We start from the raw sequence: 17,285 nt of genomic DNA, 5'->3' as shown, positions 1-17,285 counted from the left end.
CAAGCCCAAGAAGGTCGCCGTCGTCGCCTGCATGCGCAAGTACCTCACCATGCTCAACGCCATGGCACGCGATCAGGCGCCTTGGGCGCCTAGGGTTGCCTAGGCCACAAGACAGTTGCTCCTGCAGCGGGTCGCGGCCGCGCTGCGGGCGGGATCAGCGGTGGCCCTGGCGCTCGTGGGTGTCGGTTTCGATCAGGGTCCAGCCCGCCAGTTCGTGGCCGAGGCGGCCGAGCGCGCGTTCGAACGCTGCCGCCACCGCCGGCACCGCGACGTCGCCCGCCGGCTCGGCCTGGCGGAACACGCGGCTGGCGACGATCTGCTGGTCGCTGGCGTGCAGCAGCTTGGCGCTGACTTCCAGGGTCGCCGCCGGAGTCGGGTTGCCGGCGTAGTCGGCCTCGAAGCGGCGGACGTCGAGCACCAGCTTGTAGTCGGCGGCGATGCCGCTGCCCTGGCGTGCGACCGCGCGGATGCGGCCGGAATCCTCCAGCGTGCGCAGCACGGTGTCCTCGATCATGTCCGACGGCCGTTTCGCCCAGCTCGCACCCTTGTAGACCTGCAGTTCCAGCGGCGTCGGCCGCACCGCGATGCGCAGCCCGTCGGCGGTGCGCGAGGCGTCCGGCGCGGCGATCGAGAGCTGGCCGTCCACCGCCGGCCAGGCGGGATCCGCGCTCACCTGCGGATGCGGCGCGTACACGGTCACGGGCGTCTTGCCGCCGAGCAGGGCGCAGCCGCCCAGCGAGGCGAGCAGGACCGCCGCCGCGAGCCGGCGCGCGGGAGCGGAGCGGAGAGGCGTGGGTCGGATCATTCGGGTTCGAACTCCTTGGGCGCCTCGCGGCCGAGCAGGTAGTTCGCGGGGCTGCGTTCCAGACGGTCGCTGATGCGGCGCAGGTCGCGGACCAGCGCGCGCAGTTCGCTCAGGGTGGGGCCGAGCTGCGCCAGGCCGTCGTTGGCGAAGCTGTGGATGGCGCCGCGGTTTTCGGTGACGATGCGGTTGGCGCCGCTGGCGGCGGAATCGAGTTCGTCGAGCGTGTGGTCGAGCTTGGCGATCAGGCCCGGCAGGCGGTCGGCGAGCTGGCGGTCGATCTTCTCGGCGGCGCCGCGGGTGTGGGTGAGCGTCGCCTCGAGCTGCTCGCTGGAACGGCGCGCGTTGACGATCAGCGCGCGCAGGTCCTCGCGCTGGTCGGCGATCGAGCGGGTGAGCGCGTCCACGTTCTCCAGCGTGCCGGCGATGTGGCGGATGTTCTGCTCGCTGAGCACGCGGTCGAGGCGCTCGACCAGCCGGTTCGCGGTGTCGGCGATGTTCTGCAGCGCCGACGGTTCGGTCTGGATGATCGGGATCTCGCGGTTGTCGACGTCGGCGAGCATCGGACTGCCGGGACTGCCGCCGGTGAGCTGGATGATCGGCGTGCCGGTGATGCCGGTCATCGACATCTTGGCGCGGGTGTCGGCCTTCACCGGAGTGTCGGCCTGCACGCGCAGCGTGGCCAGCACGCGGCGCGGATCGTCCGGCGCGAGCCGCAGTTCCTCGACGGTGCCCACGGCGATGCCGTTGTACTGCACCTGGCTGCCTTCCGACAGCCCGGTGACCGGCTCGGTGAAGATCACCGCGTACTGGCGCCAGCTCTTCTCCGAGGAGTACTTCGCCGCCCACAGCGCGAACATCAGCAGCGACAGGGTCGCCACCAGGGTGAAGGCGCCGATCAGCACGTAGTTGGCACGGGTTTCCATCTCAGCTCGCCTCCCGGGTGGCGCGCGCGGCGCGCGCCCGCGGACCGTGGAAGTAGTCCTGCAGCCAAGGATGCTCGACCTGCTCGATCTCCGGAAGCGGCGCGCAGGCGATCACCTTGCGGTCGGCCAGCACCGCCACCCTGTCACAGATCGCATACAGCGTGTCGAGATCGTGCGTGATCAGGAACACGGTGAGGCCAAGCGCCTGCTGCAGGGCGCGGATCAGGCGGTCGAACGCGGCCGCGCCGATCGGATCGAGGCCGGCGGTGGGTTCGTCCAGGAACAGCAGCGGCGGATCGAGCGCGAGCGCACGCGCCAGCCCCGCGCGCTTGCGCATGCCGCCGGAGAGCTGCGACGGCAGCTTGTCGATCGCATCCGCCGGCAACCCGGCCAGTTTCACCTTCAGCAGCGCCAGTTCGTAGCGCAGCGAATCCGGCAGCTCCGGGTGGTGCTCCTTCAGCGGCACCTGCACGTTCTCGCCGACGGTGAGCGAGGAGAACAGCGCGCCGTCCTGGAACAGCACGCCGATCCGGCGCTCGATCGACCGGCGGATTTCCGGATCGCGGCTGCGCCCGTCTTCGCCCAGCAGTTCGATCTCGCCCTCGTCGGGATCGCGCAGGCCGATGATGGAGCGCATCAGCACCGACTTGCCGGTGCCGGAGCCGCCGACCACGCCGAGGATCTCGCCGCGCCGCACTTCCAGATCGAGCCCCTCGTGGACGACCTGTTCGCCGAAGCGGTTGACCAGACCGCGGACGCGGATGACGGGGGCGGGATCCGGGAGCGCGGATTCGGGATTCGGCAAGGCGGGGTCGGCGCGTGCGGCGCCGTCGGCGCCGCCTGCCGCGGCCGCGCCCGTCCGTTGGTTCTGCGACGACTTACCGTTCACTCATCCGCACCCGGTTGCCAACCCGACCTCACCAGCCCATCTCCATGAACCAGATCGCCGCCAGCGCATCCAGCACGATGACGAGCGAGATGGTCTGCACCACGCTGGAGGTCGTGCGCTCGCCGACCGACTGCGCGGTGCCCTGTACCTGCAGGCCCTCCAGGCAGCCGATCAGGCCGATCACCAGCGCGAAGAACGGCGCCTTGACCAGACCGACGATGAAGTGGCGCACTTCCATCGTGTCCTGCATCCGCGCCAGATACTGCGGCGGCGGGATGTCCAGGCCGTAGGCGCCGACCGTGAGGCCGCCGAGCAGGCCGAACAGCATGCCGATGAAGGTCAGCAGCGGCAGCATCACCAGCAGCGCCAGCACGCGCGGGATCACCAGCAGATCGACCGGGTCCAGCCCCAGCGTGCGGATCGCGTCGATCTCCTCGCGGCTCTTCATCGCGCCGATCTGCGCGGTGAACGCGCTGGCGGTGCGGCCGGCCAGGATGATCGCGGTCAGCAGCACCGCGAATTCGCGCAGGAACGAGATGCTGACCAGTTCGACGACGAAGATGGTGGCGCCGAAGTCGCGCAGGATGTTCGAGCCCAGGAAGGCGATCACCGCGCCGACCAGGTAGCACAGCAGCGCCACCAGCGGCGCGGCGTCCAGGCCGACCTGCTCCATGTGGTAGACGGTGGCGGTCGGCCGGAAACGCGAGGGCTCGCGGAACAGGCGCGCCATCTTCGACAGCACCTCGCCGAGGAAGCCGACCAGCGCCAGGATCTCGCGTCCGTTCCCGGCGACCGCCTCGCCCAGGCGCGCCAGCGCGGCGTACACGCCGTAATCGCGTTTGCCGCGGGGGCGTTCGTCGGCGACGTCCTCGATCGTGCGCACCAGCGCATCGTGGCGGGCGTCGAAGCGGAACGCTTCGAACGCCAGCCCGCGCCGCCGCGCGAAGCGCATCAGTTGGAGCACGCCGAGCGAGTCGAGCGCATCGACCGCTCCGGCATCGACCGCGCGCAGCGACTCCGGCGCGGCCGCCAGCGCCGCGCTGACCGCGCCCGCATGCGCCAGTGTCCAGCAGCCGCGCAGCGTGGCGCGCGCGGGATCGGCCGGATCGGTGACGAGCTGCGGGGGCGCGGCGCGTTCCATGTCGCGCACGAGCATACATGGCCCGCCGTCGGCCCGCGCCTGACGTCGACATGCGGGCGTGCCATGCTTTCGCGCATGGACACCCGCCCGCCCGCCGATCGACGCAGCACCCCGTATGCGGCGCGCGTCGAATTCGTGGTCGAACTGGCCAGTCACCTGCACGCCTACGGCACCACCGCGCAGCGCCTGGAGGGCGCGCTGGTGTCGGTCGCGAGCAAGCTGGGGCTGCAGTGCGAGCCCTGGTCGAACCCGACCGGCATGATCCTGACCTTCCGCGAATACGGGCAGCGGCCCGGCGTGCAGGACATCACGCGCGTCATCCGCCTCTCGCCCGGCGAGAACGATCTGTCGCGCCTGAGCGAGGCCGACCGCATCGCCGACGCGGTGCTGGACGGCTCGATGGATCTGGACGCCGGCTTCGCCGCGCTGCGCGCGCTCGACCGCCCGCCGACGCGTCGCGCGCGTGCGCTGCAGGTGTTCGCGTACATGCTCTCGGCCGGCGCGCTGGCCGGACTGCTGCGGCTGCCGTGGCTGGACATCGGCGTGGCCGCGGTCAACGGCCTGCTGCTCGGCCTGCTGGTGCAGCTCGCCGAGCGCCGTCCGCGCACCAAGGAGGCGCTGGAGGCGATCGCGGCGACGGTGGCGGCGTTCGTCGTGCTCGGCGTGGCGGCGCTGGTGGCGCCGCTGAACCAGAACACCGTGATCATCGCCTCGCTGATCGTGCTGCTGCCCGGTCTTGCGCTCACCAACGCGGTGAACGAGCTGACCAGCCAGCACCTGGTCTCCGGCACCGCGCGGTTCGCCGGCGCGGCGACCACCGTGCTCAAGCTGGCGGTGGGCGTAGTGGTCGCGGTCTACTGCATGCGATTGCTGGGCCTGGAGCCGCAGGTGCGCGCCTGGCGGCCGCAGCCGGAATGGATGGAATGGGTGGCGCTGGCGCTGTCGGCGTTCGCCTTCGCGCTGCTGTTCCGCGCCGCGCGCCGCGACGTGCCGGTGGTGATGCTGGCGGCCGCGGGCGGTTATCTGATCTCGCGTTTCGCCGGCGAGCAGTGGGGGCACCAAGCGGGCATCTTCCTCGCCGCGCTGGCGGTCACCGCGGCCGGCAATGCGTTCGCGCGCTGGGCGCATCGGCCGGGGGCGATCGTGCGCCTGCCCGGCATCATCATGCTGGTGCCCGGCAGCACCAGCCTGCGCGGCCTGCTGACCCTGCTGCAGCAGCAGGACATGGAAGCCGGACAGGACGCGCTGCTGACGGTGCTCAACATCCTGGCCGCGCTGATCGCGGGCCTGCTGTTCGGCAATCTGCTGCTGCCGACGCGCCGCAACCTCTGAGAGCGAGGGCGAGGCGAAAAGAAAAACGCCGGCGCATGCGCCGGCGTTTTCGGTGTCGATGCCTCAGGCGGCCTGGATCAGGAAATCCTCGATCTTCTTGCCGTTGGCGATCTGCGCCGCCATCCAGCGCGGCTGCTTGCCGCGACCGGTCCAGGTCTCGGCCGGGTTGTCCGGGTTGCGATACTTCGGCGGTACCTTGCCGCCCTTGCGCGCGCGCGGCGCCTTGGCGGCGGTGGTCCGGGCGGGACGGCCGCGGCCGGCGGGCGCGCCGCCGAACAGTTCCTCGATCGAATAGCCTTCGGCGCGCGCGAGCTGGGTCAGTTTCTTGCGCACCTGGGCGATCGGCTTGCGCTTGGCCAGCAGCATGCGGCGCTTCCTGGCCTGATTGATCAGAGCATCCAGCTCCTTGGCGGACAGCGAATTGAGGTCGAGCGACATGAGTCCTCCGGAAAAAGGGGCGATGAAAATCCGCCGCTCCGTGGCAAGGGCGCGATCATAATCGTGAACGGCGTGCAGCGTAAATGACGGCGCCGCCCGCGACGCCCGCGCCGACGGACGTCGCCACCGGAAATCGGTTACCGGACCTGCGCGGCGCGGCCGATACCGCGCTCGAAACGCCGCCGCTTCAGGACGCGCGCAGACGGGCGAACAGCGCCGCGCGGTCGAGCTGCTCGGCGTCGCTCGCGCGGCGATGGCGGTATTCGAACGTGCCGGCCGCCAGCCCGCGCTCGGAAACCACGATCCGGTGCGGAATGCCGATCAGCTCGATGTCGGCGAACATCGCACCCGGCCGCAGTCCGCGGTCGTCCAGCGCGGTTTCCACGCCCGCGGCGAGCAGTTCGCGGTAAAGCGATTCGGCGGCCTCGTTCACCGCGGCGTCGCCCTTCGGATTGATCACGCACACCACCGCCTGCCACGGCGCCATCGCCTCCGGCCAGACGATGCCGGCGTCGTCGTGGTTCTGCTCGATCGCCGCGGCGACGATACGGGAAACGCCGATGCCGTAGCAGCCCATGGTGGGCGTGGCGGCGCGACCGTTGGCGTCCAGCACCGTCAGCCCCATCGCCTCGGCGTATTTGCGGCCGAGCTGGAACACATGGCCGACCTCGATCCCGCGCGCGATCGCCAGCGTGCCGCGGCCGTCGGGCGACGGATCGCCCTCGACCACGTTGCGGATATCGGCCACGAGCGCGGGCTCGGGCAGGTCGCGGCCCCAGTTGACGCCGGCCAGGTGGTAGCCGTTCTCGTTGGCGCCGACCACGAAATCGGCCAGCGCGGCCACGCTGCGGTCGGCGATCACCCGCACCGCGCGGCGCGGATTCACCGGGCCGAGGAAACCGGGTTCGGCGCCGAGGTGCTCGCGGATTTCCGTTTCGTTGGCCAGCCGGTAATCGGCCAGCCCCGGCAGCTTCGCCAGCTTGATTTCGTTGACGGCGTGATCGCCGCGCACCAGCGCCAGCGTGAACTGCGGCGCGCCGGTCTCGTCGACGCCGATCACCGCGATCGTCTTCACCGTGCGCGACAGCGGAATGCCCAGCAGCGCGGCGACGTCCTCGCAGGTTTTCTGCGTCGGCGTATCGACCTTGCGCAGGGTTTCGCCCGCGGCCGGGCGCGGGCCGGGGGCGAGCGCCTCGGCGAGCTCGACGTTGGCCGCGTAATCCGAGCCGGTGGAGAACGCGATCGCGTCCTCGCCGGAATCGGCCAGCACGTGGAACTCGTGCGAGGCGCTGCCGCCGATCGCGCCGGTGTCGGCGAACACCGCGCGGAACCTCAGGCCCAGACGGGTGAAGATGCGCGCGTAGGTGTCGTACATGTTGCGGTATTCGCGCTGCAGATCCTCGTCGGCGAGGTGGAAGGAATAGGCGTCCTTCATCAGGAACTCGCGCGCGCGCATCACGCCGAAGCGAGGGCGGATCTCGTCGCGGAACTTGGTCTGGATCTGGAAGAAATTGACCGGAAGCTGCTTGTAGGAGGACAGCTCCTGGCGCGCGAAGTCGGTGATGACTTCCTCGTGGGTCGGGCCGTAGCAGTACTCGGCCTCCTTGCGGTCCTTCAGCTTGAGCAGCTGGCCGCCGAATTTCTGCCAGCGGCCGGTTTCCTCCCACAGCTCGCGCGGCTGCACCGACGGCATCAGCACCTCGATCGCGCCGGCGGCCTGCATTTCCTCGCGCACCACGCGTTCGACCTTGCGCAGCACGCGCAGGCCGAGCGGCGACCAGGTGTAGATGCCGGCGGCGAGCTTGCGGATCATGCCGGCCTTGAGCATCAGCCGGTGGCTGACGATCTCGGCGTCGGCAGGGGTTTCCTTGCTGGTGCGGAGGTGGAACTGCGACAGGCGCATCGGAGGCAATTCGCGAAGCCGAAAGCCGGCATTTTGCCTGAGCCGACGCGCGCGCGGCGTCCGGCCGCGCCGAAGCGGCCGGGACGCGGTCGTGCGGCGTGGGGAGTTACTTCTGCGCGGTGCCGGCGGCGGCCGGGGCGCAGTGCACCTTGATCGCGGCCTGCGCCAGCTCCTTCTGGGCGGCGCGCTCGTCGGCGCCGAGCAGGGTGTCGGGCTTGCCGTCGCCGTCCTTGTCGATGCCGACCTGGGCGGTGCCGCTCAGCCGCTCCAGATTGGCGCGCGCGGCGACGCAGTTCGGATCCTCGGCCGGCTTCTGCGGGGCGTTGGCGGTGGCGACGCTGCCGCGGTCGTTGATCACCCGGTTCTCGTAGGCGCGGTTGGCCGGCGGCGAGTCGGAGTAATGGGTCACGCCGTTGGCGTCCTTCCACTTGTAGACCTCGCCGGCGATCGCGGGGGCGGTCAGCGCGGCGGCCAGCGCGAGCGCCAGCGGCAGGGTGCGTCGATGCATGCGGGCGGCGGCCATGGCGGCCTCTCGGTGAAACGGGGCTCCAGCATAGCCGCCCCGTCGGGCTTTCTGCAGGTCTGCCGTGCGGCGGCGCTACACTGCCGGCATGGAGAACCTGAACACGCCCCGCCCGCGCGGCCGCGGCATCTATCTGCTGCCCAATCTGTTCACCACGGGCGGTCTGTTCGCCGGCTTCTACGCCATCATCGCCGCCACCCAGGGGCGGTTCGGCGCGGCCTGCATCGCGGTGTTCACGGCGGCGATCCTGGACGGCATCGATGGCCGCGTGGCCCGGCTCACCAACACCCAGAGCGAATTCGGCGTGCAGTACGACTCGCTGGCCGATCTGGTGAGCTTCGGGCTGGCGCCGGCGCTGGTGATGTACCACTGGGCGCTGTCGGCGATGCGGCTGGACGGGCCGCTGCCGGGCAAGATCGGCTGGGTCGCGGCCTTCCTGTACGCGGCCTGCGCGGCGCTGCGGCTGGCGCGATTCAACTCGCAGGTCGGAGTGGTCGACAAACGCTGGTTCATCGGTCTGGCCAGCCCCGCGGCGGCCGGGCTGGTGGCGAGCTTCGTCTGGACCTTCCACGATCTCGGCTTCAGCGGCGAGCAACTGCGCTACGCGGCGCTCGCGGTGACCGTGCTGGCCGCGCTGCTGATGGTCAGCCGCCTGCGCTACTACAGCTTCAAGGGCGCCGGTCCGCGCCACGACCGCGTGCCGTTCCTGGCGGTGATCGTGGTGGTGGCGGTGCTGGTGGCGGTGGCGATCGATCCGCCGACGGTGCTGCTCGCGATCGGCACGCTGTATGCGCTGTCGGCGCCGGCGATGTGGGCCTACCGGCGCCTGCGGCCCTCGCCCGCGGAGCCGGCGGCATGAACGTCTCGTGGGATCCCGAGCAGCGGCAGTGGCTCGAGGCGATGGGCTACACGCTGTGGGCCCTCGCCGTGCCGGGGGATGCTGCCGTCGCGCCGCCGGTGGGGGCGCCCCGCGGCGGGTCGCAGGCGGCGCGCGAGGCCGCGGCCGCCCTGTTCGCCCAGGACGCGCCGCCGCGGCGCACGCCCGCGGCGACGCCTTCCGCGGTCGCATCGGCGCCGCTGCGCGGCGACCGCCTGCTGCGCGCCGTGCTGCGCGCCGCCGGCCGGCGGCCCGAGGACGGGCTCGATCCGGAAATCGCCGCGCGGGTGGACACCGCGCGCCTGCGTGGCGATCCGTCGGCCAAGCGCGCGCTGTGGCCCTACCTGCGTTCGCTGCGGAGGCGCCGCGGATGAACGCGAGTCCGCGCCCGCCGCAGGACGCGCCGCTCGACGGCACCGCGCTGCGGCCGATGCGCGAGGCCGACCTCGCGCGCGTGCATGCGATCGAGGTCGCCGCGTACCCGTTTCCGTGGTCGCTGACCATCTTCCGCGACTGCCTGCGCGCGGACTATCCGGCCTGGGTGCTGACCCGCGGCGAGGCGGTGGTCGGCTACTTCCTCATGAGCCTGGCGGCCGGCGAGGCGCACGTGCTGAACATCTGCATCGCCCCCGAGTGGCAGGGACGCGGGCTCGGCCGCCGGCTGCTGCGCGCGCTGCTGCAGATCGCGCAGGCGAGGGGCGCCGAGCGGGTGTTCCTGGAAGTGCGGCCGTCGAACCATCCGGCGATCGCGCTCTACCACAGCGAAGGCTTCAACGAGATCGGCCGCCGCCCGCGTTACTACCCCGCTTTCACCGGCCGCGAGGACGCGCTGGTGATGGCGATGGAGCTGCTCGACGCGCAGTAGCCGGCAGCCGCGGCGCGGCGTCGAAGCGCTCGCGCGCTCACGGAAACGCGCCGGCGAGGTGGGTAACATCGGCGTTTCCCTGACGGAGGTCGGGAATCCCCCTTTTCCGGCACGAAGGACTGCGCCATGCGGCAGGCGGTTCCCGCGATCCTCGCTCTTGCGCTCCATGCGTGCGCGGACGCGCCGCCGCCGTCGGGCGCCGCGCGGCGCGAGCCGGAGCGCATCGCCGGCCTGCGGCTGGGCGAGCCTATGACCGTGCCGGAATGCAGCAAGGAGCGCACCGCCGCCGGCGTGGTCTACACCATCCCGCCCGCGCGCTATCCCTGCTGGCGCGGCGCGCAGACTGGCCTGGCGCTGCGCAGCCGGGCGCGCGCGGAGTTCACTTCGGGACAGATGGCGCTCGACCCGGCGCAGGTCCCGCGCGGCCTGGACGACGATCCCTGGGTGCTGCGGCTGCGCGGCGCGATCGTCGAGGTGTCGTTCCAGACCCGCGGTGCGGCGGACCAGCAGCGTCTGTTCCGGCAGCTCGTGGACACGTACGGGCCGCCGTCCCGGCTGCATCGTCCGGGCCAGCCGGCCGCCGATGGCGGCCCGGCGCGCGGCATCGAAGCGGAATGGCGGTTCCCGCAGGTGCGGATCTGCTTCTCGGGCGTCGGCACGCACCAGGAGGCCGGGCACCTGACGTACAGCAGCCCGGAAGCGGATGCCTACTGGGAGGCCAAGGGCCGGCCGCCGCGCTGAGGGCGCGCCGGGCGCCGGCATCCGGCGCGGTCAGTAGTACAGGGTGACGACGTGGCGCGCCTCGGCGAAGAACAGCCAGCGTTCCACCACGACCCCGAGCATGAGGCTCAGCGCGGCCGGCGCCAGCCACACCGCCGGCTCGGCGTGCACGAACAGGTACACCGGCAGCGACAGCAGCGCCGGCAACGCCGCGAACAGCACCGCCGCGAGCGCGCGCAGCCGCCGCGCATGCCGGCGCGCCAGCACGAACGCCATCTCGCGGGTGACGAAGTTCGCTTCGGTGTGCGGGCGCTCGAACACGTGCAGGCGGCGATCCGGCAGCCCGACCGCGTCGCCGCGCGAGGCCGGCAGCCCGCCGCGGTCCAGGTCGCGCCAGTAGCGCCGCTTGAGCAGGTACGCGACGATCGCGCCGACGGCGATGGCCAGGCCGCTGAGGTTGGACAGCGCGCCGTCGGCCAACGCGAGCAGCAGCGCGAACGCCACGCCGCCGCTGAGCAGCGCGAACGCCAGATAGATCGGCACCACCAGCCGGTGCCGCCACGCCGGGATCGGCGGCAGCGAGGCGTAGATCATCGCCGTGCATGCGACGGTCAGCAGCGCGCAGGCGGCCAGCAGCGCCGCCGCCGCCTGGCCCGGCAGCGCAAGCGCCGCGCGCGCCTGCCCGGTGCCGTCCAGCAGCGCCGGCATCAGCGCCATCGCCAGCGCCGCGGCCGGCGCGTAGCTCAGCACCGCCATCACCCCTTCGCGCGAGAGCCACGAGGTGCGCCACTGCGAGAACGCCCGCCACGCGCGGGCGGGCTTGCCCAGATGCGCCAGCGAGCTCAGCAGCCCGCTCGCGGTGAGCACGCCGCCGAGCACCAGCGCCGCCATCAGCGGACGCGCCGGTGCGCCGCACAGCGCCGCGAGCGCGGCCCAGCACCACAGCCCGTAGCCGGCGCCCGAGAGCGTGGTGAAGAAGATGACGGATAGCGCGGGGTGCATGGCGTCCGGACTCGCGAATCCGCCTATTGTGGGCGCAGCGGGCATGCGCTGCCCACTGCGCGAGCGTCCGGCGGCGGCGGCCGCTCACGGCGCGCAGTGCGCAAGCGCGCCGGCGAGCGTCGCCCGCGCCAGCCATCCTGCGGCGTACAGCCCGAAGCCGAACACCGCATGCGTCTGCAGACTGCGCAGGCGCACCGCGCCCGGCCGCGGCGCCCGCCGCGCGAACACGCCAAGCCCGAGGGCGGGGTGCAGCACCAGCAGCGGCGCCAGTACGCTGCCGACGCCGACCGCCAGCGCCGGCGCGAGGGTAGGGCGGCACACCCAGGCCGGACCCGCGCCCGCCAGCAGCGCGGCCGCGAACGCGATCCCGATCAGGTAATGCGCGACCCAGCCGAGCGCGCGCTCGCCGCACACCGCCGGCGCGGCCGCGACCGGCGCGGCACGCAGCCGCCCGCGCGCCAGATGCGCGAGCCAGCGGCCGACCAGCGCGTAGTCCAGCGGCGCGATGCCGCGCAGACGCTGGCGGGCGAGGTTCCAGAGATCGAGTAGCGCGGTCGCGCCGGCGCCGATCACCAGCGCGCACGCGGCGAAGGTGGCGAGCGTGCTCATCGCGCGCGCCTCGCCGGCGATGGCGCGCGGGTGCGCCGGGCGTTGGGCGCGCTGAAGGAAATGGCGTTCATGCAGGACCTCGCGTCGGTGGGGAAAAGCGCGGCCCGCGCCGGTTGCGCGCGCGGGCCGGGCGAGCCACTGTCCGACCTCAAGCGCACTTGAGGTCAAGCGGGTGGAACTGGACATCGGCGAAGTGGTACGGCGCGCGGGCGTGTCTGCCTCGACGTTGCGCTTCTACGAGCAGAAGGGGCTGATCGCCCCGCTCGGCCGGCACGGCCTGCGCCGGGTGTACGACGCTTCGGTGCTGGAGCGGCTCGCGCTGATCGCGGTCGGACGTGCGGCCGGCTTCACGCTCGAGGAGATCGCGCGCACGTTCGCGCCCGATGGCCGCCCGCGCATCGAGCGCCGCCGCCTGGCGGCGCGGGCCGACGAGCTGGACCGCACCATCCGACGGCTGGTCGCGCTGCGCGACGGTCTGCGCCACGCCGCCGCCTGCCCGGCGCGCGATCACCTGGAGTGCCCGACGTTCCGCCGCATCCTCGGCATCGCCGCCGGCCGCCAGCGCCGGCGCCGGACGCGCGCGAAGGCAACGACCTAGCGCGCGCCGCGCGCGGCCATCGTGCAGCGCAGCGAAACGCGTGGAGAGCGCGTGAAACGGCCGTCGCGTGCGGCGCCGCACGGAAACGTTCGAGCGCGCGAAAGCGGCAGTCCACGGCCGTCGCATCGCATGGTTTTCGCATCCCGTGACAGCGCGCAACTTTTCACGCGCGCGCCGTCCGTTTGATTCCGGGCCGCCCGGCGCGCCGCGGGCTGCCGGCCGCCGGGCGATGCAGTCGAACCGTTCGTGCTTCCACTCAACCGTTTCCGACAAGGAGTTCCATCGCATGTCCGTTTCGTTCCCCCGTCCCACGACGCGCGCCGTGCTCGCCACCGCGCTGGCGGCTTCGGCGACCTTCCTGTGCGGTGTCGCGTCGGCGTCCGACGCAATCGATCCGCGCCTGCAGTTCGCCATGCAGCGCGACCTCGGCCTGTTCCCGCATCAGGCCGCGCAGTACCTGCGCACCGAGCGCGTGGCGCTGGCGCAGGAGGCCGCCGCGCGTCGCCAGCTCGGCGCGGCCTACGCCGGCAGTTGGATCGAGCGCGCCGCCGACGGCAGCTTCCGCTACGTGGTCGCCAGCACGCGCGCCGGCGCCGCCGTGCCGGGCGCGACCATGCGTCAGGTCCGCTTCTCGCTGCAGGAGCTGGAGAGCGCCAAGAGCCGTCTCGACGATCTGCAGCGCGTCGCCGCCGACCGCGCGAGGCTGCTGAAGGGCGTGCATTCGTGGTACGTGGATCCGCGCACCAACAGCGTGGTGGTCAACGTCGCTCCGGATGCCACCGCCAACGCGATCGACTTCGTCGCCCTCACCGGCGTGGACGCGCGCACGGTGCGCTTCGAGACGGTGGCGGGCACGCCGCAGCCGCTGGCCAACATCGTCGGCGGATTCGAGTACGTGGTGAACAACGCCTCGCTGTGCTCGATCGGTTTCTCGATCACGCGCGGCACCACGCGCGGCTTCGTCACCGCCGGCCACTGCGGCGGCGTCGGCGCGAGCGTGACCGTCAGCGGGCAGTACGTCGGCACCTTCCAGGCCTCGCGCTTCCCGACCAACGACCGCGCGTGGGTCAGCGTCGGCAGTGGCCATTCGCTGTACGGGCTGGTCTACAACTACAGCGGCGGCTACGTGCCGGTGCGCGGAAGCACCGAGGCGCCGATCGGCGCTTCGGTGTGCCGCTCCGGCCGCACCACCGGCTGGCGCTGCGGCACCATCACCGCCAAGAACGTCACCGTGAACTATTCGGTGGGCCCGGTGTACGGGCTGACGCAGACCAACGTCTGCACCGGCCGCGGCGATTCCGGCGGTTCGTGGATCACCGGCGCCAACCAGGCGCAGGGCGTGACCTCGGGCGGCAACCTGCCCGCCGGCAGCAACGACAACTGCAGCGTGCCGAGCTCGCAACGGCAGACGTTCTTCGAGCGGCTCAATCCGATCCTCAGCCAGTACGGGCTGAGCCTCGTGCTCGGCTGAGCGCGTCGCCTGCGCACGAACGCCCCGGTCCGCCGGGGCGTTCGACTTTCCGGCAACCGCCGCCGCGCGTCACACCCGCCGCATCGGGCCGGTCCCGACGAAGCGGCGGTGCCAGCCCAGCGCCTCGCCGAGCAGATGCGGCGTGTGGCGGCCGAAGCCGTCGCGGCAGGCGTGGTCGAAGTAGTCCTGCGGCATCGGGCGGAAATCGGGGGGCGCGCAGGCGGCGATGATCCGGCGCGCGCGTTGCTTGGGCGACAGGCCGCGCAGGTCGGCCAGACCCGACGCTGCGGATGCGGCGGCTCAGCGCACCGGCGTCTTGTTGGAGTTGTGGCTGGCGCGGATCTTCCAGCCGTCGTCCTCGCGCACCGTCACCCAGGTGAACAGGCCCTCGCGCGGCGGGCGCGGTGTGCCGTCGTTGTCGGTATCGCCGCGCAGGCCCCAGTTCACGTGCACCACGGCGACGTCCGGCCGCACCAGGGCGACTTCGACCTCGCGGATCGTCATCACGCTGTCCTTGAATTTGCCGGCGTGCACGCGGACGTGGCCGGACACCACCTTCTCGATGCCGTGGCCGCGGCCGCCGTCCACGTTCACCCAGTCCACGTCGTCGGTGAGCAGCTTGCGGAACGGCGCATCCATGGTGTGCGCGTTCCACGCCTGTTCGAAGGCGGCGGCGAGCGCGCGGTTGGCCGCGACCGGGTCCTCCTGCTGCGCCCGCGCGGCGGGTACGAGAGCGACCGCCGCCGACAGCAGCGCGGCCAACAGCACACGGGTCCAGGCAAGCGGCATGGGACACCTCATAGGATCGGTCGGATCGGACCGCGTCTGCAGGGGCGCGGCGTCGGCGGCGCTACCCTCGCACCGTGACGGGCGCCTGCGCGCACCGCGCGTCGGAAAAGCGCGCCCCGGCGCGGTGGCTCATCGACACGGCGTCAACGGCAGCGGGCGCATATCACGCGCGGCACCGATGCCGAACATCCGAGCGCCCGCGCGACGCGTCGATGCCGCGTAGCGTCGCCTCCGGCTCCGCCCGTCCTGCTCGACTCAATGCCGGCCCGCTGCTCCGGATGGAGCCGGCGGAACATCAGCCGCCGCGGCCGGATGGCGTCCGGCCGCTCGTGAGGATCACACCATGTCTTCCGCGTCGTTACTCCGGCGTAGGCTCGCGGCAGCGGGCCTGTCCGGCATCGCTCTGGTTGCGTTCGCTTGGAGCGCCGCGCATCGCGATGGACCCGTCGCAGCGCCCTTCACCACGTCCACGACGCTCGGGGCCGTCGAACCGACGGGCGCCTCGACCGCCGCGCCCTCGATCGGCCCGGCGTCGTTCCACTGGGCGGGCGCCGATCCGTTTCATGTCGAGCCGCGCGTACCGCGCGCGGCCGGCACGCCGTGCGTGGTCGAGATCGCCCGCAACCGGCAGTTCCAGACCGAGGGAAGTGACGTCGTGCCGTTCTTCTACGTGCCGCCCGCAGGCTGCCCCCGGCCGTGGTCGAAAGTGACGCTGGCGGTGGAACTGTCCGGCCCGCGCGAGACGCACTTCATCACCTCGCACTTCGAGATCGCGCTCGACCTCGCCGCCGAGGGCGGGGGCGAGTGGTCGGGGTCCGCGGGCCTGCCGATCTTCTTCGCCTCGCCGCAGGAACATGCGCAGCTTCCTGTCTGGCGGGTCGAGCGCGAGATCACCGACTACGCGTCGCTGCTCACGCGCGTACAGACTGGCGTGATGCTGCAGGTGCGCGATAACGACCGGTGGACGGACGGCCTTGATCCGACACCGATCTACGTGCGCAGCGCCAAGTTGCTGTTCTACCCGCCCACCTCCGCCACGCCGGCACCGCGCGTCCCGGATGAGGTGCGCCTGATCGGCGTCGCCTCCGCCGCACCGAGACCCGGCGAAGCGTTCCCCCGCAATATCGAACGCGCGTATGTCGACGTGCTCGCGCGGGGCGTGTACGGCAACCGCTTCTGGTTCGCATGCGTGCCGACCGATCGCGCGGAGGCCTATCCGGCGCTGTGGAGCCCGCTGGGGATCGGCAACGCCCGCGGCGAGGTGATCACTTCGCTCGGTTGCAGCGGCGGCAGCTATCGCGAGGTCGAGGTGTACGTCGATGGCCAGCGCGCGGGCTTGGCCCCGATGTTCCCCTGGCTGCCGAGCAACTTCCACGTGAGCAGCGCGACGGTGGACGACCCGGCGCCGGCCGTGCAGGCGCTCCAGATGGTGCCGTACCGCGTGGACATCAGCCCGTTCGCGGAACTGCTCAGCGATGGCCTGTCGCATCGGGTGGAGTTACGGCTCGTCGGCGACACCCGGGACGAGCCCCTCTTCCAGCGGCTGAGCGGCGTCCTCATGCTCTTCCTGGATCGCGGTGCCACCCAGGTCACCGGCGCATTGACGCGCAACACGCTGGCTACACAGGCGCCGACCCCGTCGGTCACCGATGACCTGACATGGGATGCCGCGACCGAAACGCTGCAGGGCACCATCGCCACGCGGCTGGAGCGCACCTATGTCATCGAGGGGTTCGTCAACACCTCGCGTGGCCGGGTGAACCACCGTGTCTGGCAGCGCAGCCTCTTCGACCATGCCAACGGCATGCGCATCGTCGGTCCGGACCCGACTGGACTGGACGACTACGACCAGGACTTCAGCCAGAAGGTCCGGTTGTCGAATACGGTCGATCGCGTCAGCCAGAGCACGCGCGGTGGAGAGGTGGTTCTCGACGACCGCGAATATCGCAGTTATCCGCTGGTGCTCGACTATCGCGCCAAGGGCTCCTTCCGTACCAACGATGGCCTGGGCTACCCGGTTCCGAACCTCATCGAGCTGGGCGTCCACCAGGCGCGAGGCATCCGGGCTTCGTACCTGCGGCCGGGCATGGCGCGCTACCGCACGGCGCTGTCCGACGTGTTCGACGCCGCGTACCTCGACCTCGACGCCCAGGACAGCGCCGAGGGGGAGGTGTCGAGCGCGCGAACGTACCGGTTCACCGATTCGCTCGGCGGTTGCTACAGCGCCGCGCTCACCACCGAGAACCGCGCACTGACCAGCCGCACCCGCGGCACCGGCTGCCCCGACGGCCGGAACGCGCTGCGCTGGTTCTCCTATCCCGACGGCGCGCCGCAGAGCATGGGCTGGGCGCCGCGGCCGTGAGCCGCAGCGCAAGGACGGGGCGCCGCGCGCCCGTCCGC

The 17,285-nt window shown here is 72.0% G+C and carries 17 protein-coding genes and 3 pseudogenes; 9 read left to right on the top strand and 11 right to left on the bottom strand.

Annotation, left to right across the window (positions count from 1 at the left end):
• Positions 1–103, top strand: a pseudogene (locus FQY64_RS15080) (IS110-like element ISRfsp2 family transposase); the annotation flags it as partial.
• 51 nt (positions 104–154) lie between these two features.
• Here FQY64_RS15080 and FQY64_RS11220 read toward each other — a convergent pair.
• The 4 genes from FQY64_RS11220 to FQY64_RS11205 form a co-directional block, all read right to left on the bottom strand.
• Positions 155–805, bottom strand: coding sequence for an ABC-type transport auxiliary lipoprotein family protein (locus FQY64_RS11220; protein WP_146474357.1), 651 nt, complete (start codon positions 803–805; stop codon positions 155–157).
• A complete protein-coding gene (locus FQY64_RS11215; RefSeq protein WP_146474356.1) occupies positions 802–1,728 on the bottom strand; it encodes an MlaD family protein in 927 nt (308 codons plus the stop codon). Before FQY64_RS11215 ends, FQY64_RS11220 begins: the two co-directional genes overlap by 4 nt.
• Before the next feature lies 1 nt (position 1,729).
• Positions 1,730–2,533: an ABC transporter ATP-binding protein gene (locus FQY64_RS11210; RefSeq protein WP_146474355.1), complete on the bottom strand. Its 804-nt coding sequence runs from the start codon at positions 2,531–2,533 to the stop codon at positions 1,730–1,732.
• Between the two features lie 112 nt (positions 2,534–2,645).
• Positions 2,646–3,773: an MlaE family ABC transporter permease gene (locus FQY64_RS11205; RefSeq protein ID WP_308435016.1), complete on the bottom strand. Its 1,128-nt coding sequence runs from the start codon at positions 3,771–3,773 to the stop codon at positions 2,646–2,648.
• A gap of 60 nt (positions 3,774–3,833) precedes the next feature.
• Here FQY64_RS11205 and FQY64_RS11200 point away from each other — a divergent pair, with 60 nt between their 5' ends.
• Positions 3,834–5,090 carry a threonine/serine exporter family protein gene (locus FQY64_RS11200; protein WP_146474354.1) on the top strand — a complete coding sequence of 419 codons (1,257 nt, stop codon included), beginning with the start codon at positions 3,834–3,836 and terminating at the stop codon, positions 5,088–5,090.
• 75 nt (positions 5,091–5,165) lie between these two features.
• Here the strand turns inward: FQY64_RS11200 and FQY64_RS11195 are convergent.
• The 3 genes and pseudogenes from FQY64_RS11195 to FQY64_RS11185 form a co-directional block, all read right to left on the bottom strand.
• Positions 5,166–5,528 (bottom strand): annotated as a pseudogene (locus FQY64_RS11195) (H-NS histone family protein); the annotation flags it as partial.
• Positions 5,529–5,715: 187 nt separating this feature from the next.
• Positions 5,716–7,431, bottom strand: a complete 1,716-nt coding sequence (locus FQY64_RS11190; RefSeq protein ID WP_146474352.1) for a proline--tRNA ligase — start codon at positions 7,429–7,431, stop codon at positions 5,716–5,718.
• Between the two features lie 106 nt (positions 7,432–7,537).
• The gene (locus FQY64_RS11185) at positions 7,538–7,954 is read right to left on the bottom strand and encodes a DUF4124 domain-containing protein (protein WP_229814976.1); all 417 of its coding nucleotides are present in this window, start codon (positions 7,952–7,954) and stop codon (positions 7,538–7,540) included.
• 88 nt (positions 7,955–8,042) lie between these two features.
• On the opposite strand from FQY64_RS11185, the gene pssA reads away from it, so the two are divergent.
• From pssA to FQY64_RS11165, 4 genes are all read left to right on the top strand, one after another.
• Positions 8,043–8,813, top strand: coding sequence for a CDP-diacylglycerol--serine O-phosphatidyltransferase (gene pssA / locus FQY64_RS11180; RefSeq protein WP_146474351.1), 771 nt, complete (start codon positions 8,043–8,045; stop codon positions 8,811–8,813).
• Positions 8,810–9,205, top strand: a complete 396-nt coding sequence (locus FQY64_RS11175; RefSeq protein WP_146474350.1) for a hypothetical protein — start codon at positions 8,810–8,812, stop codon at positions 9,203–9,205. The genes pssA and FQY64_RS11175 overlap by 4 nt, the downstream gene beginning before the upstream one ends.
• Positions 9,202–9,696 carry a ribosomal protein S18-alanine N-acetyltransferase gene (gene rimI, locus FQY64_RS11170; protein ID WP_146474349.1) on the top strand — a complete coding sequence of 165 codons (495 nt, stop codon included), beginning with the start codon at positions 9,202–9,204 and terminating at the stop codon, positions 9,694–9,696. The genes FQY64_RS11175 and rimI overlap by 4 nt, the downstream gene beginning before the upstream one ends.
• A 126-nt stretch (positions 9,697–9,822) precedes the next feature.
• Complete coding sequence (locus tag FQY64_RS11165) at positions 9,823–10,437, top strand: hypothetical protein (RefSeq protein WP_146474348.1); 615 nt, start codon at positions 9,823–9,825, stop codon at positions 10,435–10,437.
• A gap of 30 nt (positions 10,438–10,467) precedes the next feature.
• Here FQY64_RS11165 and FQY64_RS11160 read toward each other — a convergent pair whose 3' ends face one another.
• Positions 10,468–11,418, bottom strand: coding sequence for a dimethyl sulfoxide reductase anchor subunit family protein (locus FQY64_RS11160; RefSeq protein ID WP_146474347.1), 951 nt, complete (start codon positions 11,416–11,418; stop codon positions 10,468–10,470).
• 84 nt (positions 11,419–11,502) lie between these two features.
• Complete coding sequence (locus FQY64_RS11155) at positions 11,503–12,027, bottom strand: DUF2938 family protein (protein ID WP_146474346.1); 525 nt, start codon at positions 12,025–12,027, stop codon at positions 11,503–11,505.
• A 172-nt stretch (positions 12,028–12,199) separates the two neighbouring features.
• Here FQY64_RS11155 and FQY64_RS11150 point away from each other — a divergent pair, with 172 nt between their 5' ends.
• Together FQY64_RS11150 and FQY64_RS11145 are read left to right on the top strand one after the other, a co-directional pair.
• Positions 12,200–12,625, top strand: a complete 426-nt coding sequence (locus tag FQY64_RS11150; RefSeq protein WP_146474345.1) for a helix-turn-helix domain-containing protein — start codon at positions 12,200–12,202, stop codon at positions 12,623–12,625.
• Positions 12,626–12,911: 286 nt separating this feature from the next.
• On the top strand, positions 12,912–14,096 hold the full coding sequence (locus FQY64_RS11145; RefSeq protein WP_186760953.1) for a S1 family peptidase: 1,185 nt from the start codon (positions 12,912–12,914) through the stop codon (positions 14,094–14,096).
• A gap of 69 nt (positions 14,097–14,165) precedes the next feature.
• On the opposite strand, the pseudogene FQY64_RS11140 reads toward FQY64_RS11145, so the two are convergent.
• Positions 14,166–14,375, bottom strand: a pseudogene (locus FQY64_RS11140) (propionyl-CoA--succinate CoA transferase); the annotation flags it as partial.
• A 21-nt stretch (positions 14,376–14,396) separates the two neighbouring features.
• Positions 14,397–14,885 (bottom strand): SgcJ/EcaC family oxidoreductase, encoded by a 489-nt coding sequence (locus tag FQY64_RS11135; protein ID WP_186760951.1) that lies wholly within the window; start codon positions 14,883–14,885, stop codon positions 14,397–14,399.
• Positions 14,886–15,228: 343 nt separating this feature from the next.
• On the opposite strand from FQY64_RS11135, the gene FQY64_RS11130 reads away from it, so the two are divergent.
• Positions 15,229–17,247, top strand: a complete 2,019-nt coding sequence (locus tag FQY64_RS11130; RefSeq protein WP_146474341.1) for a peptide-N4-asparagine amidase — start codon at positions 15,229–15,231, stop codon at positions 17,245–17,247.
• Positions 17,248–17,285: the final 38 nt, after the last annotated feature.

Origin of the sequence: Vulcaniibacterium thermophilum, assembly GCF_007923255.1 — a bacterium.
Taxonomy (GTDB): Bacteria; Pseudomonadota; Gammaproteobacteria; order Xanthomonadales; family Xanthomonadaceae; genus Lysobacter_F; species Lysobacter_F thermophilum.
The sequence above is the reverse complement of the archived record's forward strand: the minus strand, read 5'-3'. Positions and strand labels throughout refer to the sequence as shown.

Bases quoted from the DNA above. Each gene is read 5' to 3' on its own strand.
- FQY64_RS11220 (WP_146474357.1), bottom strand. From the start codon at position 805: ATGATCCGACCCACGCCTCTCCGCTCCGCTCCCGCGCGCCGGCTCGCG.
- FQY64_RS11215 (WP_146474356.1), bottom strand. From the start codon at position 1,728: ATGGAAACCCGTGCCAACTACGTGCTGATCGGCGCCTTCACCCTGGTG.
- FQY64_RS11205 (WP_308435016.1), bottom strand. From the start codon at position 3,773: ATGCTCGTGCGCGACATGGAACGCGCCGCGCCCCCGCAGCTCGTCACC.
- FQY64_RS11200 (WP_146474354.1), top strand. From the start codon at position 3,834: ATGGACACCCGCCCGCCCGCCGATCGACGCAGCACCCCGTATGCGGCG.
- FQY64_RS11190 (WP_146474352.1), bottom strand. From the start codon at position 7,431: ATGCGCCTGTCGCAGTTCCACCTCCGCACCAGCAAGGAAACCCCTGCC.
- FQY64_RS11185 (WP_229814976.1), bottom strand. From the start codon at position 7,954: ATGGCCGCCGCCCGCATGCATCGACGCACCCTGCCGCTGGCGCTCGCG.
- pssA (WP_146474351.1), top strand. From the start codon at position 8,043: ATGGAGAACCTGAACACGCCCCGCCCGCGCGGCCGCGGCATCTATCTG.
- FQY64_RS11175 (WP_146474350.1), top strand. From the start codon at position 8,810: ATGAACGTCTCGTGGGATCCCGAGCAGCGGCAGTGGCTCGAGGCGATG.
- rimI (WP_146474349.1), top strand. From the start codon at position 9,202: ATGAACGCGAGTCCGCGCCCGCCGCAGGACGCGCCGCTCGACGGCACC.
- FQY64_RS11165 (WP_146474348.1), top strand. From the start codon at position 9,823: ATGCGGCAGGCGGTTCCCGCGATCCTCGCTCTTGCGCTCCATGCGTGC.
- FQY64_RS11160 (WP_146474347.1), bottom strand. From the start codon at position 11,418: ATGCACCCCGCGCTATCCGTCATCTTCTTCACCACGCTCTCGGGCGCC.
- FQY64_RS11155 (WP_146474346.1), bottom strand. From the start codon at position 12,027: ATGAGCACGCTCGCCACCTTCGCCGCGTGCGCGCTGGTGATCGGCGCC.
- FQY64_RS11145 (WP_186760953.1), top strand. From the start codon at position 12,912: ATGTCCGTTTCGTTCCCCCGTCCCACGACGCGCGCCGTGCTCGCCACC.
- FQY64_RS11135 (WP_186760951.1), bottom strand. From the start codon at position 14,885: ATGCCGCTTGCCTGGACCCGTGTGCTGTTGGCCGCGCTGCTGTCGGCG.
- FQY64_RS11130 (WP_146474341.1), top strand. From the start codon at position 15,229: ATGTCTTCCGCGTCGTTACTCCGGCGTAGGCTCGCGGCAGCGGGCCTG.